This is a genomic window from Streptomyces sp. NPDC052236, from assembly GCF_044548015.1.
Classification (GTDB): Bacteria; Actinomycetota; Actinomycetes; order Streptomycetales; family Streptomycetaceae; genus Streptomyces.
In genome coordinates, this window is the sequence record NZ_JBIUBL010000058.1 from 1 (window position 1) to 15,482 (window position 15,482).

The 15,482-nt window shown below is 67.5% G+C and carries 16 protein-coding genes and 2 pseudogenes; 9 read left to right on the forward strand and 9 right to left on the reverse strand.

Translation table 11 applies throughout. The features are described from left to right. The 3 genes from ACIHCQ_RS43615 to ACIHCQ_RS43625 form a co-directional block, all read right to left on the reverse strand. A partial coding sequence (locus ACIHCQ_RS43615; RefSeq protein ID WP_399674757.1) for an IS3 family transposase occupies window positions 1-466 on the reverse strand: 466 nt, incomplete at its 3' end. A 173-nt stretch (window positions 467-639) separates the two neighbouring features. Next, window positions 640-783 (reverse strand): transposase, encoded by a 144-nt coding sequence (locus tag ACIHCQ_RS43620; RefSeq protein ID WP_399674758.1) that lies wholly within the window; start codon window positions 781-783, stop codon window positions 640-642. Between the two features lie 285 nt (window positions 784-1,068). After that, a complete protein-coding gene (locus tag ACIHCQ_RS43625) occupies window positions 1,069-1,326 on the reverse strand; it encodes a hypothetical protein (RefSeq protein ID WP_399674759.1) in 258 nt (85 codons plus the stop codon). Here ACIHCQ_RS43625 and ACIHCQ_RS43630 point away from each other — a divergent pair. The 3 genes from ACIHCQ_RS43630 to ACIHCQ_RS43640 all read left to right on the forward strand — a co-directional run bounded on the left by ACIHCQ_RS43630 (window position 1,321) and on the right by ACIHCQ_RS43640 (window position 4,173). Next, window positions 1,321-2,049, forward strand: a complete 729-nt coding sequence (locus ACIHCQ_RS43630; RefSeq protein WP_399674761.1) for a hypothetical protein — start codon at window positions 1,321-1,323, stop codon at window positions 2,047-2,049. The genes ACIHCQ_RS43625 and ACIHCQ_RS43630 overlap by 6 nt on opposite strands. A gap of 77 nt (window positions 2,050-2,126) precedes the next feature. Further along, window positions 2,127-3,581 (forward strand): hypothetical protein, encoded by a 1,455-nt coding sequence (locus ACIHCQ_RS43635; RefSeq protein ID WP_399674762.1) that lies wholly within the window; start codon window positions 2,127-2,129, stop codon window positions 3,579-3,581. A 121-nt stretch (window positions 3,582-3,702) separates the two neighbouring features. Beyond that, window positions 3,703-4,173 carry a hypothetical protein gene (locus tag ACIHCQ_RS43640; RefSeq protein WP_399674763.1) on the forward strand — a complete coding sequence of 157 codons (471 nt, stop codon included), beginning with the start codon at window positions 3,703-3,705 and terminating at the stop codon, window positions 4,171-4,173. Window positions 4,174-4,365: 192 nt separating this feature from the next. On the opposite strand, the pseudogene ACIHCQ_RS43645 reads toward ACIHCQ_RS43640, so the two are convergent. From ACIHCQ_RS43645 to ACIHCQ_RS43670, 6 genes and pseudogenes are all read right to left on the reverse strand, one after another. Further along, window positions 4,366-4,677 (reverse strand): annotated as a pseudogene (locus ACIHCQ_RS43645) (MFS transporter); the annotation flags it as partial. Between the two features lie 107 nt (window positions 4,678-4,784). Further along, window positions 4,785-4,997 (reverse strand): annotated as a pseudogene (locus tag ACIHCQ_RS43650) (ABC transporter permease); the annotation flags it as partial. Window positions 4,998-5,219: 222 nt separating this feature from the next. Next, a complete protein-coding gene (solA, locus tag ACIHCQ_RS43655) occupies window positions 5,220-6,365 on the reverse strand; it encodes an N-methyl-L-tryptophan oxidase (protein ID WP_399674764.1) in 1,146 nt (381 codons plus the stop codon). A 19-nt stretch (window positions 6,366-6,384) separates the two neighbouring features. Beyond that, window positions 6,385-7,788 (reverse strand): NAD(P)/FAD-dependent oxidoreductase, encoded by a 1,404-nt coding sequence (locus ACIHCQ_RS43660; RefSeq protein ID WP_399674766.1) that lies wholly within the window; start codon window positions 7,786-7,788, stop codon window positions 6,385-6,387. A gap of 227 nt (window positions 7,789-8,015) precedes the next feature. Further along, window positions 8,016-8,501, reverse strand: coding sequence for a RidA family protein (locus ACIHCQ_RS43665; protein ID WP_399674768.1), 486 nt, complete (start codon window positions 8,499-8,501; stop codon window positions 8,016-8,018). Between the two features lie 49 nt (window positions 8,502-8,550). Further along, window positions 8,551-9,231: a haloacid dehalogenase type II gene (locus ACIHCQ_RS43670; protein ID WP_399674770.1), complete on the reverse strand. Its 681-nt coding sequence runs from the start codon at window positions 9,229-9,231 to the stop codon at window positions 8,551-8,553. A 256-nt stretch (window positions 9,232-9,487) separates the two neighbouring features. Between ACIHCQ_RS43670 and ACIHCQ_RS43675 the strand changes: the two genes are divergently transcribed. The 6 genes from ACIHCQ_RS43675 to ACIHCQ_RS43700 form a co-directional block, all read left to right on the forward strand. Beyond that, complete coding sequence (locus ACIHCQ_RS43675) at window positions 9,488-10,174, forward strand: GntR family transcriptional regulator (RefSeq protein ID WP_399674771.1); 687 nt, start codon at window positions 9,488-9,490, stop codon at window positions 10,172-10,174. An 896-nt stretch (window positions 10,175-11,070) separates the two neighbouring features. Further along, window positions 11,071-11,556: a RidA family protein gene (locus ACIHCQ_RS43680; RefSeq protein ID WP_399674773.1), complete on the forward strand. Its 486-nt coding sequence runs from the start codon at window positions 11,071-11,073 to the stop codon at window positions 11,554-11,556. 124 nt (window positions 11,557-11,680) lie between these two features. Continuing rightward, on the forward strand, window positions 11,681-12,787 hold the full coding sequence (locus ACIHCQ_RS43685; RefSeq protein WP_399674774.1) for an alanine racemase: 1,107 nt from the start codon (window positions 11,681-11,683) through the stop codon (window positions 12,785-12,787). A 72-nt stretch (window positions 12,788-12,859) separates the two neighbouring features. Beyond that, the gene (locus ACIHCQ_RS43690) at window positions 12,860-13,594 is read left to right on the forward strand and encodes an SDR family NAD(P)-dependent oxidoreductase (protein ID WP_399674776.1); all 735 of its coding nucleotides are present in this window, start codon (window positions 12,860-12,862) and stop codon (window positions 13,592-13,594) included. Window positions 13,595-13,792: 198 nt separating this feature from the next. Then, window positions 13,793-13,942, forward strand: a complete 150-nt coding sequence (locus tag ACIHCQ_RS43695) for a hypothetical protein (protein WP_399674778.1) — start codon at window positions 13,793-13,795, stop codon at window positions 13,940-13,942. 173 nt (window positions 13,943-14,115) lie between these two features. Further along, window positions 14,116-15,482, forward strand: a 1,367-nt coding sequence (locus ACIHCQ_RS43700; protein WP_399674780.1) for an IS200/IS605 family accessory protein TnpB-related protein, incomplete at its 3' end; no start/stop codon positions are given.

The window sequence follows — 15,482 nt, forward strand, 5'->3', positions numbered from 1 at the left end:
GGGTGGCAAGAGCCGTGTAACGGGAGACTGTTACGCACGGTTCTGTGGGGGCCGGAGGGTGAGATTCCCTCCGGCTACCCGACCCGACGAGCTTTTCGCCGGGCGCATCTGCTGTGAAGTCACGGCCGACCAGGTCCGCCATCTGGCCGGCCGCGGCCTGGGTGAGGCCGAACCTCTTCGGCCGGGGCTGGCAGGGCTCAAGGCCCAGCTCGCGCATGAGGCGGCGGACCAGCTCCATGCCCGCGGTGACGCCCCAGCGGTCGAGCTGGGCCTGGATGCGCCGGTGTCCGTAGGTGCTGTCGGACATGTCAAAGGCTTTCTTGATGAGCAGTTTCAGTTCTTCGCGGCGCTGGGCCGTTGCGGATTCCGGGCGGGATCGCCAGTCGTAGTAGCCGGATCTGGAGACGTCGAGTCGATGGCACATGAACTCGACGCTGTATGCGTACTCCTCGGTGTCGAGTCGCATCTCGTCGATGAACTCGTACTTGCTTGCTACCGGGGATCCTTCGCGAAGTACGCTGCGGCTTTTTTCAGGAAGGAGTTTTCCATCTCCAGCTCTCGGTTGCGTCGTTCGAGTTCCTTCAGGCGTGCCCGCTCGTGCATCGTCAGTTCCGCAGCGGCAGCCGGTTCTTGCTGCTTCTAGTGCTTCTTCACCCAGCCGCGTAGCGTCTCCGAGTTCAGCTCAAGTTCCCGGGCGACTTCGGAGATCGTCTTGCTTGACCTCAACGCGATCTGGACGGCTTCCTCGCGGAACTCCGGCGAGTACTTACTGGGTGGCGCCACTTCTTCCTCGTTTCCTTGTTCAGGACAACCCTATTGGGTGCCTGTCCGGAAACTTCGGGGCCCCTCAGCCCTGGCGCGCACCGAACAGACTGAACCGCTCCGCCAAGCGCTGAACCAGGCCAAGGAACGGCTGGCTTCCCTGGAGCCGGACAGCCCGACCTCACTGGCCTGCTCACTGCCGCCGACGCCACCGCCCACCAGGTCGCACAGCACCAAGCCACCCACCACCAAGCCGAAGAGCAGCTCGCCGCTGCCCACAAAGCCCGGCTGAAGGACGCAAGAAACTCACGCCGCCTTCGGCAGAGCGATGCCGCGCGCCTGCTGCTGGGCGCCCTGGACCCGGAAGCCTGCCCACGCTGCGACCGCGAGATCGACGACAAGCAACGGGCACAGGAGGACTCCGAGCACCGCTGCCCCGTCTGCGCGCACCGGCTGCCAGACCTCAAGGAAGACCCCGATGCCCAGGCAGCCGCCCTGCAACGCCTCGCTGACCGCGAACACGCCTCCCGCACCGCCGAGGACCAGGCCCAGGAAGTCGTGCACGCTGCCGCATCAGTCCTTGAAGCGAGCCGTGCCGCCCACCATCAGGCGCAGCACCATCTCACCGCCGTGCGTTCGGGCAACTGGTACGCCAACCTGGAAGCCGCCCGGCGAGACGTCTACCAGATCGAGGGTGCTCTTGCCGTGGCCACCGGTGCCCACGCTGAGCTTCCAGCCGCAGTCGGTGACTTCGTCACCGCAGGGACCCCAGCAGCCACTGGCCCCGTCGAAGACCCGGACACCCTCGTCCTCGTCGCCGCTACCAAGGTGCTGCAACAGGTCGTCGCCGAGCACAGCCGCGCCCTGTTCAAAGAACTCAACGAAGAGATCGTTCGCATCGCACAAAAGCTCGGTGTCACCAACCTCACCAGCGTCAACCTCGACCTCGGCGGCCGCGTCAACGCCAAAAAGTCCGGAGCCCCGCGCAGGTTCGAGGACTTCAGCCCCACCGAGCGCCTCCGTATGCGGATCGCCACCGTAGTCGGAATGATCACGGTCGGGCGCAAGCACGGCATCATGTCCCACCCAGGACTGCTGCTCATCGACGCACCCACCGCGGAGGAACTCGTTCCCGGGGATGCCCGCCTGGTTCTGGAAACCCTCTACGAGACGGCGAACACCGTTCCCGGCATGCAGATCGTCGTCACATCGATCGAGGAGGCCCTGTGGGACGTCTTCCCCGACGACCGTATCGTGACGGGTCCCGAAGACCTTCAAATGTTCTAACGGCCATCTACGGGCACCGACGCAACCGTTGAACCAAGGCAGCAAGCAGCAACAAGTGCTGAGAGGGGGAAGGCACCGTGCACGCCATCGATGAGCGCCTGGCCGCCTGGGCAGCACACGCCACCCCCGCGCAACGCCGCGCCGGCCCCACCGTGCACGACCTCGGAGGCATGGACGCGGTCACCGCCGCCGCCGACCACCTGGCGACCGGCCCCTTCCTGCCCCACCTCATCCAGGCAACCGCGCACTGTCTCCAGCAGGCCGACAGCGAGGCCGCCGCACCGCTGTGCAATGCCGTCATCACCGGCATGCGCACCCAGGACAACCACACCGCCTTCGCCACCGCCGCCGACGCACTGGCCGCCCGACCCGCCCTGGCCCGCACCCTGGGCACGCCCCTCGCCCGCGCTATGCTCGCCCGCCTCAATGCGGGCCAGGACGCCGGAGACGACCTGGCAGCCGCCCTCATCGGCGCGGAAGCCGCCGAATGCCTCGTACAACTCACCCTCGCGGGCATCACCCGGCCCGCCCAGCTTCTGGGCGCTCTGGACGAAGCGACAGAAGACGCGGCCGCCCTGCCTGAACCCTTCGCCACCCGTCTACCGCGCCTGCTGGGCGTCCTCGACGCCCACCACCCCACAGCAGGCCTCCGCGCCGCCCTCGAACGCTGCCTCATCCTCGACCACACCTGCCGCGACGCCGCCTTCGAACTCGCCCTCGGCGACCTGCGCCAAGCCCTTGAACACGACCACTACTCCACCATGGCCGCAGACCTGATAGAGGTCCGGCGCCGCCTGGCCGAACTGGTCGCCCTGGACCCCGACCGCCTCGACGCCCAGCTCTACCACGCCGCTGTAGACGCCGTGCTCAGCCTCTCCGCCCCCGACGCCTCCACCCGCGTCCCGGCCGCCGCAACCGCCCTAAGAAGCACCCTCCAGCGCTACCGCTCATGGAACCACCGCACCCACACCCCGTCATGGGCCACTGCACGCGACGACGACATCACAGCCTGGGCAGAACTCACTCTCCTGCTGGAGGCTGCCGCAACCCACCTGGACGACGACGACCCCTGGTTCGGCGACTGCCACGGCATCCTCACCGTGCTGCTGCGCGCCTACACCGCCCACCACACCGTCACCGTCGTCACCGAAACCCCCACCGCCGCGGTAGTGGAGACCATGGTGGCCCCCGTCATCGAGGACGCCTTTCTCCGCCAGGAGAACCGGCTGCGGTTCCTCCAACACGCACTGACGCACGACGAAGACCTACGCGACGACCCCGCAGCCCGACAGCTGCACGCCGCACTGAGCTGGCGCTCCCCCGACCCAGAAGCGCCAGCTACAGCTGTCGAGGCAGGCGATCGGGGAAAAGCCCGACGCTGGCACCTGCTGGCCCACAACATCCCCCCGTGGACTTCGCCGCGTTCGTTGACAAGGCACCCGAACACATCCTGGACCGGCTTGAACTGGCCCTCCGCAGCCACGAGGACGTCATCGCGACCGTCACCGACGCCAAGTACGGCCGCCTCATGAGGAAGCTGACCAGCCAGCTGAAGGGATCTCGGGACCGGCTCCCCGACGTCGCCGACCCGTTCAGCTGCCTGGTCGATGTGACAGTCCGCTATGCCTTCCTCTGCTAGACATCGGCCGCCAGATGGGCGGCTCCTACACCGAACACCTGCGCCGGCGGGATAAGTACGGCAAGAAGCAGAAGGTCGACGAGGCCCTGTTCCACCAGCACTACCGCGAGTTCATGGCAGTGTCCGCACTGTTTCGCGTCGTCAACTCGGAGGTGATCGACCGGGGCGGAGGACGGGTCGACATCCTGGTGTCCTTCGGCACCGTCCAGTTCAACGTCGAGTGCAAGATCGAAGAGGAAGACGCCAGCGAGGCCAGCCTGCGACGCTACGTCGCCCAAGCGGCCGAGTACCAGAACGCCAACGTCTCCTTCGCGATCCTGCTCGTCCTGGACAAGACGGTCGGTGCCGCAGGCGCCATCAACCTCTTCAACAGCATCCGGATCGAAAAGGTCCAACGCGAGGGAGAGCATGAGCCCTGCTACGTGGTGACCATCCGTGTACCTGGCGGACGGGATAACCCCAACCTACTTCGCTTGCCCAGCTGAACCGGTCGCTCACCGCGGGAGTTGGTGACGTTGTGCCAGACGGCGGAGGCTGCGGTGAATGATCAGAATCCGGCGTCGGGCCTGGCCACGGGTGTTGTTCGGGCTGGTTCGGGGGTGGCCGGCGGGTACACCGCAGACGTGGCCGTGGGCGTCGTGGCAGGCCGGGCCTGGCGGGCCGCGGCCGTCAGCTGCCACGCAGCCGGTCAGCACGATCGGGCGCACGCCATAGCGGTCGACGAGTGCGCCGCCGACGACGAAGAGGCCCTGCTGGCTGAAGGTCCGCAGGCCCAGGACGAAGCCGACCATCCACCCCGCCATGCCGAGCGCGGTGCCGAGATGCTCGGCCAGGAACGGCAGGACGGCGAAGAAGCCGATGTCGAAGGTGAGTTGCGTCAGGATCAGCAGCCGCAGGAGCGGTGACAGGTGCTTCCAGGTCCGCTCGCGCCCAGGCTTCGCGGACCGGACGGTTCGGCGCGTCAGAAGGCGGGAGGTGAGATCGGTCATGAGGGTGTCTGTCAGTTTCTGGGTGGTGTGAGTACGGGCGTACGCGGTGGCTCCGCCACCGTCTGCACCGTCCCGCGGGGATGGTCCTTGGGCGCTCCCGGGTGGGCCTACGCCCGCCGCCTCAGCCTGGGGATGCGAACCCCGCCGGCTGCTGTAACCGCGAGCGCCCCGAGCAGGGCCAGGACGGCAGCCGGGGCAAGGACGGCCCAGGGGGCGCGTACGGCATACGGCTGGTTCTCGGCGAGTAGCAGGCCCCATTCGGGGGAGGGGGGCTGGACACCGAGGCCGAGGAAGCTGAGCGCGGCCAGGTCCAGGGCGATCAACTACCTGGCCCTTTCTCGGCCTCACCGCAACCCGGTGCTGCTACGAGCGACTCCTCCGCCTCACCACATAGGACACCGTCTGAAGCTGAGTCTCTTCACGGGTTGACCGTTCAGCAGATGACAGACGGTCGTTGCGGGACACCAAGAGATGAGTCCTGCAACGACCGTCAGCCGAATGGCGATACGGCCTACTGCACCGAGGCGGCGGAACTGGGCGGGCTACCTGGTCTTGAACCGGTCCGGACGCACGAAGTCCAAGCCTTCGATGGTCTGCTTGCCTAGCGCCTCGTGTGCGGAGATGTGGCCATAGCCAGTCGCCATCTTGAAGCCCTTTCCGGAGAATCCGGTGGCACAGTAGACCCTGCTGTTCTCATCCAGCCAGCCGAGGAGGGGATGCCTGTCCTCGGTGAAAAGCTCGGGAAAAGCGTCGGAGCGCACGATGGTGGGGATCAGGCCGGGAAAGAATTCGCTGACCGTCGCGGTGACCTTCTCGACTTCTTCCCGGGTGAGTTCCCTGGGCACGGAGTCCGGGTCGGAGGTTGCCCTTGCGCGCCCCCTCAGCGGTGCGTCCACTGATGCCTTGACCGTCACGCCATCGACGGCGGGTGCGCCGTACATGGAGCGGTCGTCGTACTGCCGGCTGAAGATGGGGAAGTTCTCTGGCGAGAACTGTGTGCCGTCCTGGGCGATGAACCAGGTCAGGACGATCCGATGGGTTTCCGTGACGGCCTTGAGGTGGTCGGGCATGAGCTTTCGGGACCAGCCGCCGGAGGCGACGATGACCTTGTCGAACGTCCAGGTCCTGTCGCCCGAGGTGACGACCACGCCGTGTGCGGTTTCGGTGATGCTGTCCACGGGTGTGTTCTGATGGACGGTGGCGCCGTTTGCCTGGGCTGCCGCGACGGCGGCGCTGACGGCGCGGTCGGTGCGCAGGACGCCGGCGCGGGGGTCATAGATGGCGCAGTCGTCGGGGCGGAGGTTGTGCTGGGGGTAGCGTTCCGCTATCTCCTCCCGGTTGAGGACGTAGTGCTCGGCTCCGGTGATGCGCGCTGTCTCGAGGAGGCTGTTGATGAAGCTGCTGTTCGTCGTCCCGATGGTCAGGCCCCCGGTAGGTGTGAAAATCTCCTGCCCGGTTTCCGCTTCGAGCTCGGCCCAGAGGCTGCGGGAGCGTTCCATGATGGGGTAGTAGTCGGGCTTCCCGAAGTAGATCATGCGGAACAGGCGGGTGTCCCCGCCCACGGCACTGCGGCCGTGGGCGGGGGTGGCGGCCTCGAAGCCCACTACCGAGTCGGACAGTCGGGAGGCCTGCCACAGGGCCATGCTTCCGATGCTGCCCAAGCCGATGACTGCGAGTTTTGCGTCCATGAGGGCAGTTGCCTTTTCTTTACTCGTGAAGTCCGGCGAGTCTGCTGCCGAATCTGGCCAGGAGTGAGGTCTTGCTGGAACCCCTGCGCTCTTCCCACTGGTCGGCAACACCGAAGAGTCGGTACATGGCGTGAACGCCCAGCCAGCGGATGGGTTCCGGTTCCCACTTGCGTGCCCGGTAGCCGACCCAGGGAAGGGTGGTCCGTTCGGTTTCCTTCTCGAAGGCGAGCTCCACGAGAGTCCTGCCGCCGACGTAGGCCGACGTGACGCCGTGTCCGGCGTAGCCGGTGGACGATCCGATCCCCGATGCCGGGTCCCAGTGCACGCCGCCGTTCCAGTCCCGCGTGACGCCCAGGACTCCTGACCAGGCGTGGTCCACCTCGAAGGGGATGCTCGGGAAGAAGGTACTGAGCTTCTGCGAGATCAGGTCGATGGTGGACTGGGCGGTCGCACCGGCTCCCCCTGTGCCGGACCCGAAGCGGTAGGGGACACCGCGGCCCCCCATGGCGATACGGCCGTCCGATGTCCGTTGGGCGTAGATGAAGGTGTGCGCGGAGTCGCTGAGGCACTGGAGCCCGTCCCAGCCGATCTCCTGCCATGCCTCCTCCGGCAGGGGCTTGGTCACGATCAACGAGGAGTTGACCGGGATCAGGGTCCGGCTGCCGAGCAGCTGTCCCGAATAGCCTTCGGTGCAGATGAACGTCCTGGCCGCGCTGACGCGTCCGTCGGCCAAGGTGAGGGTCCTGTCCGCGACACTGTCCACTCGGCTGCCTTCGTAGATCCTGACCCCCATGGAGGCCAGGGTGTCGGCGAGGCCGTAGACGAGTTTCGCGGGGTGGAATCGCGCGCAGTGCTTGTAGAAGAGCCCGCCATGGACGGTGGAGATGTCGATCCGGCTCCGGAACTCGTCCCGGTCGAGCATGTGGACTTCGTCGTCGGTCAGCCCGTACTTCAGGTCGGCATCACGCCTGGTGACAAGCCGGCCCAGCCCTGCCCGAGTGTGGGCGGCGACGAGCGCGCCACCCTTGTGCTGATCGGCATCGATGCCCTCGGCCTGGAGGATGTCCAGGACCGCGTCGACGCCAGCGACGAATTCCTGCTGCAGTGCCCGGCTCGCTTCCAGCCCGCCCCCGGCGCGGGCGAAGGTGGCACGGTTCCCTGGGGGCATCGCCGAGAGCCAGCCACCGTTGCGTCCTGACGCGCCGTAGCCCACCTGTTCGGCCTCGAAGACGGCGACCGAGAGCGACGGTTCGAGCTTCTTGGCGAAGTACGCCGCCCAGAGGCCGGTGTAGCCGCCGCCGACAATGGCCACGTCCACGGAGTCCTGGCCGGTGAAGCGGGGGAACGACGGCCTCTTGTCGGCCAGCCCGGCCACCCAGAAGCCGAGCTCTCCGTTTCGCGGTGGTGCCGCATGGGCGTTCATGGTGCGTCCTTCTTCTGTGTCTGGGACCGGAGGGCGGGGCTGGAAGGCGGTGCAGCTGCCGTCGACGGGGAGGGGTGCCCTGTTGAGGTAGGAGGACTCCGACGACGCGAGGCGGAGGACGGCGTCGGCGATCTCCTCGGCAGTGGCGGCGCGTCGGACTGGGATCCGCCCCTCACGCCGTGCCTGTGGAAGCCGGTTCACCGCCGCCGCTCACGATCGGCTCGTCGCTAGACCGCAGTGCAGATCATCTGGATCTCGACAGGGGCGTTGAGGGGGAGCCCGGCGACGCCGATCGCGGTGCGGGCGTGCCGGCCGTTCTCGCCCAGTACCTCGATGAGCAGTTCACTGGCCGCGTTGGCGACCTGTGACTGCAGACCGAAGTCCGGCGTGCTGGCCACGAAGACCAGCATCTGCACGATCCGGACCCGGTCCAGGTCGCCGACCGCCTGCACTGCGGCGGCGAGCGCGTTGAGCGCGGCATGGCGCGCGAGCTCCTGCGCGGTCTCCAGCTCCACGTCCCGGCCAACGACGCCCTGGCCCAGCAGTTCGCCGCCCTTGAAGGGAAGTTGACCGGAGAGGTGGATGCCGGACCCCACCGTCCGGTGGGGCACGAGGTACGTGCTGTCGGCGAGGGCGGGTAGCGTCAGTCCTAGGGCTCGGAGCCTTTCCGCAGCCGAGTCGCCCTTGACGGTTTGCGGCAGGGGCCGGCTCATGCCGCCACCGCCTTGCTGCGCACCATTTCTTCGGTTCTCCTCTCGGGCGTCAGGGGCGCGGCAGGCCGAAGAGGACCGGGAGGTCGGCGATGTCGGTGATCCGCTCGTAGCCGAGCCAGTGCTCGTCGTGCTCGAAGCCGCGATCGACATACACCTTGTTCTTGATGCCCATGATCGCTGCGGAGCGCAGGTCGTACATCGGGCTCGCGGAGACGTGCACGATCTCGTCGGGTGTCACGCCGAGCTTGTCGAACGTGTACTCGAACGCGCGGAGTCGCGGCTTGTAGGCGCCCATTTCCTCGGCGCTGATGACGACCTCGAACGGGGCCTTGAGGTTCTCCGCGAGGCGCACGGCGTGCGCGGTGTCGCTGTTCGTGATGATGACCAGCGGGACCGCCTCGGCCAGGCGGTTCAGCGCCTTGGTGACGCCTGGGTACGGGCCCCAGGTGGGGATGGTCTCGTATACCGCCCGCGCGTCTTCCTCGCGGTACTCGAGACCGACCTTGCGCGAGGCGCGTTCCATGGAGCGGGCGACGACCTGGTGGAACGGCTGGTACGCGCCCGTGCACTCGTCGATCCGGTACGCCTTGCAGATCCGCAGGAACTCATCGGCGACCTCGGGCGGCAGCCGGTCGCCCAGAACCTCACGCATCGTGTCGTTGACGCTGAACTTGATCAGCGTTCCGTTCATGTCGAACGTCACGAACTTGGGCTTGACGTCGAATCCCACTGGTCCTCCTAGTGTTTCAGTGGAGCAGTCCGAGCAATCTGTCGATTGTCGACCATCGGTCGGTCGATTGTCGACCAAGTGGAATCGACTGTCAACAGCGTCTGAGGAGTGCCTTGCGTGGACCCGGCGTCGACCGTGTGACGGTCCGGGGAGTTTCCGTGCCGGGGAAGCGACTTGAGTGTTGGGGGCAAAACCCGACAGAGGTATAGTCGACAAACGACCAAGTGGTCGACAAGCACTTAGTGAGGGTGACGGGGTGGACCACAAGTTCGAGTGGCAGGAGCAGCGGACGACGACGCCGGACGGCGTCTACCGCACACTGCGGGCGGCCATCCTCGACGGGACCGTACCTCCTGGTGGCCAGCTACGAGAGGCGCACATTGCCTCGGATCTCGGGATCAGCCGGTCCCCGCTGCGCGAGGCGCTGACCAAGCTGGAGGAGGAGGGGCTCGTCGTAAAGATCCCCTACCGTGGGGCGTTCGTCGTAGAGGTGAGCGCTCGTGAGGTGGCCGAGATCGACTCGGTCCGGCTGCATGTCGAACCCTACGCCGCCGAGCTCTCGGCCGAAGCGCTGCGCGGTCCTGAGCGGCCTCAGCTGCTGCAAACCGTCGAGGATCTCCGCCGGGCAATGGAGAAGGACGACATCCCGGCCAGCATCGACGCGCACCTTCGATTCCACAGGCTCTTCTACGAGCTCTCGGGGCACGGCGTCCTGCAGAGTCTTTGGAACGGCTGGGAGACCAAGCTGCGCCTCCACCTCAGCGTCGATCACCGCACATACAGCGACGACCCGCAACAATTGGTCGTCGAGCACGAGCGGTTGGCCGCGGTTGCCTTGGAAGGCGACACCGACGCGTTTCGCCAGGAACTGGCTGCCCACTTCCCCATGGGGCTGCGAGCCCGGACGGGAGACGGGGGAGAACCGACGCACCGGCACGTATGAGGCCATGCCGCGTGTGTGCAGTGTCCGGGCCCGCTCCTCACCGTGACGCTGTAGACCCATGCCGAAAGGTCAGGATCAAGCTCGCCCCGTCGACGCGATCTTGTAGCGGATCTTGTATGAAGGGCGCCGGCGGCCGGCGCGGTGGGACGGGTCGGGGCGACGGGGCGTTCACGGCTGCGGGCTAGCTGCGCGGAGTCCTGGGTGCGTCCCATGTTTGCCGGGATCGGTCGGACTCCGTCCGGGTCGGTGCCCCCGCGCGCTCTGACGGACTCGATCGCGGCACCGTGACCCGGCCGGTGCGCCGATGCCGCCGAGTTCGTCGAGCATGCCCCAGTGCGGCCGGGCCGGGCCCTGGCTTCGGTCCCCCGGGCGAAAGCACGGATATGCGGTCGGCGAGGTCGGTTGAGCCCGGAGGCAACTGCCCGGCCTGTACAGCGGGGCGAGTCGTGGCATTAAGGATCTCGTGGGCGTGAGGTCGACCGTCGGCGCGTTGTTCGGCGTTCCGGTCGGCGCTCCGTGTCAATCGCCCTGGAATCCGCCGCCGTCAGCGACCGTCATGTGGACAAGTGCGCTGCACGCTGTCGCCCACGCCGAACCGGATGGACCGGCGAGCGCGGTTGCGGTCTCGGCCGTCGTTTCCGGCAGCAGCGGATGGGCCCGCACGCGGCGCTCCCAGCTTGTACTCGGCGCTGAAGTTTGTGTTGACAGTGTTCAACAGGCAGCCATATGGTCGACAAACGACAATGAGGGTGGCTGATTTAAGCCATCATGCGGCGCTTTGTCGCCACAGGTGCTCGAGAGGACGGCCGAGTGCAGATGATCACAATTCACAAGATGCGGGTCTTCGCAGCGAACTGCGAGGGTCTGTGGCCTGTGCCGTCCAAGGCGGTGGCACGGTGAGCGGGCGCGTGGCCTCGGTAGCACACACCGGCTCGGCTTCCGATCGGCTCCAGGCCTTGGGTCTGGCCCTTCCCGAGCTCCGTGAGAATCCGTACTACGTGCACCACCGCAGTGTGGATTCGAGCATCTACATTTCGGGCCAACTTCCTTACAAGGAAGGTTGGTTGCTGGGGCATGGCACTGTAGGCCGGGACGTGGAGCTGGAGACGGCGCGGGAGCTCGCGCGCCATGCCGCGCTCAACTGCCTTGCCGCCGCTGTGCAGGCGGTGGGGGATCTGGACCGGGTCCGGATCGTGCAGATGCTGGTCTTCGTGGCCAGCACGCCGGACTTCGGTCTGCAGTCACAGGTCGCCAACGCGGCCAGTGAACTGCTCATCGAGGTACTGGGCGAGAACGGCCAGCCCGCCCGCACCGCGATCGGCGTCGCCGGGCTACCGCTCAACAGTCCGGTCGAGATCCAGATGGTCTGCACCGCGGTGTAGGGGCGGGAACGACGGCGGTGCAGCGCGAGCGCGGGTGATGGTGCGCGCCACGCACATTCGGCATTCGAGGGAGTCGGCATCCGCTCCCTCGTTCATTCCCAGACACAAGCAAGAGGAGTGCAGCGTGAACCGGCTCCAGCGAGCACTCGACGCTCTGGTCGAGCGGGTCGACACCCCCGCGTCGATCGTGCTGGTCGATGTCATGCAGGACAACATCGACCGCATGCAGGGCTTCGCCGCCCGGCACAACCTCGATGTCAGGCCTCACGTCAAGACGCACAAGTGCGTGGAAATCGGCCGGCGGCAGATCGAAGCCGGGGCGGTCGGAATCACCGCGGGCAACGTTGGTGAGGCCGAGGTCTTCGCCGGGGCCGGATTCGACGACATCTTCCTCGCCTACCCGGTCTGGCCCTCGGGAACGAAGGGGGCCCGGATCCGCCGACTCGCCGAGTCCGTCCGGCTGCGGGTCGGCGTGGACAACGTCGCGGCGATCGAGGCCCTCGCCGACGCGATGGGCGACGAACCGGACCGGCTGCAGGTCGTGGTCGAGGTCGACTGTGGTGCCCGTCGTTCCGGAGCGCCGCCCGAGGCCGCGGGCGACCTCGCGCTCGCCGCCCGCAAGCGCGGCCTGGTGCCGGTGGGCGTCTTCACCTATCCAGGTCACGGCAGCTCCGGCCCGGACGCTCGCGAGCGCGCCGCGCGGGACCAGGATGCCGCGCTCACCACCGCGGTACGCAGCCTCGACGGCGTCGGGATCACCGCCGAAGTGGTCAGCGCCGGCTCCACACCCACCGTCGAGTTCTCCACCAGCAGCGTAATCACCGAGATCCGTCCCGGCGAGTACGTCTTCGGGGACCTGAACAATGCCCGGCTCGGCGCCTGCACGGACGATCAGATCGCGCTGTTCGTCGCCGCCACCGTGGTCAGCGACTGGGTGCCCGAGCAGGTCATCCTCGACGCGGGCACCAAGGCCCTCAGCCGCGAAGGCAGCATCGAGCGCGGCTACGGCCGGGTCGCCGGCACGACGGCCGTTCTGTCCAGGCTCAACGAGTACCACGGATTCCTCGCGCTGCCCGCGGGCGGGTTCCGCCCCAGGGTCGGCACCGTGGTGCCGGTGGTGCCGAACCACGTCTGTCCGGTTGTCGTCAATTTCGAGGAGTTGATTGTCACCGACAGCGCCGGCACGTCGCTGCAGCGGTGGCCGGTCGACGCCCGCGGATTCCTCAGCTGACGGGCCCCGGGACGAGACCCCCTGGCCGAGCGACACCCGACCGACCTCTCCCCCCGTGAAGGAATGTCTGACATGAGACTCAAGAACGTCGCGGCCCTGGTGACCGGTGCCAGCAGTGGCATCGGGCAGGCGGTGAGTTCTCACTTCCGCCGCGAGGGCGCGCGACTGCTGCTCACCGGCCGCAAGGAGCAACTCGACACCGCCCAGCCCGACGACCTGTACGTCCCGGGAGACCTCAATGACGAGGCGTTCGTCGAGGGCCTGGCCCACCAGGCCGCCCAGTCCCTCAGCACCGTCGACGTCGTCGTCCTCAACCACGGCCTGCAGGCCAGCAGCCCGCTCACCGAGATGCCCTACGACGACGCGAAGAACGTGCTCGACAGCAACCTGCTCAGCGCGTTCCTGGTGATGAAGCACTTCGCGCCGCTGATGCCCCCCGAAGGAGGCTCAGTCGTCTGCGTCAGTTCACGGCTCGGCATGGTCGGCAAGCCCGGGGAAGTCCTGTACTCCGCCGCCAAGGGAGGCCTCATCATGCTCGCCAAGGGCGCGGCGATCGAATGGGCCCCGCGCAACATCCGCGTCAACGTCGTCGCTCCAGGTCTGACCGCCACCCCGATCATCGAAGCAGCGATCCAGCGCAGCCCCGATCCTGAGGCCTACCGCCGCGAGCGCGAGACCCAGATCCCGCTGCAACGCCTCGCCACCCCCGAAGAAGTCGCCGACGCGGTCCTCTTCTTCGCATCATCAGAGTCGTCGTACATCACCGGAGCAGTCCTCCCCGTCGACGGCGGATACACCGCCTTCTGAACACCCCTGCCTTTGTCGTACGTGAAGGTCGCGAACCGCAGGTCCGGTCGACGCGATGAGCGAATGCCATTCGGCACCCCACGAGGCCCAACGCCCAGTCTGACGAGTTCCGGATCGCCCCAGCCAGTTCCAAACAGCCACCCATCCGGGATCTGAGCGGCTCCCAGCGCGCTTTCCCCTTTTGTAAGGAGCAAACCCATGCGAATCAGAAGACACTTGAGCGTCCCGATTGTCACGACCGCCCTGGCCCTCGCGCTCGCCGCGTGCGGGTCGAGCGGCACCGCGCAGAACGTGGGGTTGTGGACTGCTGCCGAAGTAATGAGCGGTGGTGACTTCTGGTGGGCGTGAGTGAGTGCTTGGGTTTGGGTCTGGCCGTTCGAGCCGGTCTTCTTCTGTGTGCGGCGTGCTCCGGGCCCGTCGGGAGAGGGGAACGCGGGTTCTCGGGTCGAATGGGTGACCTTTGCGGGTGGTGCTCGTTGACTGCGGTGACGGGATCTTGGGGTGGATTCTTCGGGTTGGGGGTGGGCGGGGTGCGGGAGTTGGCGGTGTCGTTCCTGGTGCCCGGTCCCGCCGGGGTGGCCATCCGGGGCCGGCTGCGGGTGTCGCAGGTGGATGCGGCGGTGCTGGCAGATGTCGGCGTGTTCCTTGGCTCGCTGGCCTGTGGTGATCTCGCGGAACGGTCCCGGCAGGGACTGGCGCATGATGCCACCGGGTGGGCGGTGCGTAAGCGGGAGCTGACGGGCAAGTCCTCGGCGCGGTGGGCGGGGAGTATCACCAAGGCCACTCATGGTCAGTGGGCGCTGGCGAGGCGCGGGCAGGGCGCCCACAGGATGTGGCTGCGGGGGCAGATCGCCTCGATCGAGGCCAGGCTGGCCCGGCCGCTGGGCGCCAGGGCCAACAAGCGCGAAGGACTCGTGCGCGGGTACGGCAGCCGGGCGGAGTGGCATGCCAAGTCCCGCCGCCTGCACGCTTTGAAGGACCGGTTGGCGGTGGTGGAGGCGGACTGGACCACGGGCCGGGTGCGGGTGGTGCGCGGCGGCAAACGCCTTGCTCATGCTCGTCACCACCTTCAGGCGGCCGGGCTGAGCGAGCAGGAATGGCGCAAGCAGTGGCAAGCAGAGCGGATGTTCCTGGCGGCCGATGGGGAGTCCGGCAAACGGTTCGGCAACGAGACCATCCGCGTCACCGACACCGGACAGGTTTCGATCAAGCTTCCGGCCCCGCTGGCCCACCTGGCCAACGCCCCGCACGGCCGGTACGTCCTGGACGCGACCGTGGCCTTCCGGCACCGGGGTGCGGAGTGGCGTGACCGGATCACCACCAACCGGGCGGTGGCCTACCGCCTCCACCACGACACGGCACCCGGCCGTTGGTATGTGACCGCGTCCTGGCAGCGCGCCGCTGCCCCCGTCCTCCCGCTTCAGGCGGCGCTGGTGCGGGGTGTGGTGGGGGTGGACATGAACGACGATCACCTCGCCGCGTGGCGCCTGGACGTGCACGGCAACCCGGTCGGAGAGCCGCAGCGCTTCTTCTACGACCTGACCGGCAGCACCGAGCACCGCGACGCGCAGTTGCGCCACGCACTGAGCAGGCTGCTGCACCACACCCAACGTTGCGGGGCCGGCGCGATCGCCATCGAGGACCTCGACTTCACCGACGGCACCAGCCGGGAGAAGCACGGCCGCAACAAACGCTTCCGCCGCCTGCTCTCCCGCTTCCCCACCGCGAAACTCAGGGCCCGGCTGGTGTCGATGGCCGCCGAGCAGGACATCGCCATCGTCGCGGTCGACCCCGCCTACACCAGCCGCTGGGGTGCCCAGCACTGGCAGAAACCCCTGACCACCCCACGACGTGAGATGTCCCGGCACGATGCGGCGAGCATCGCGGT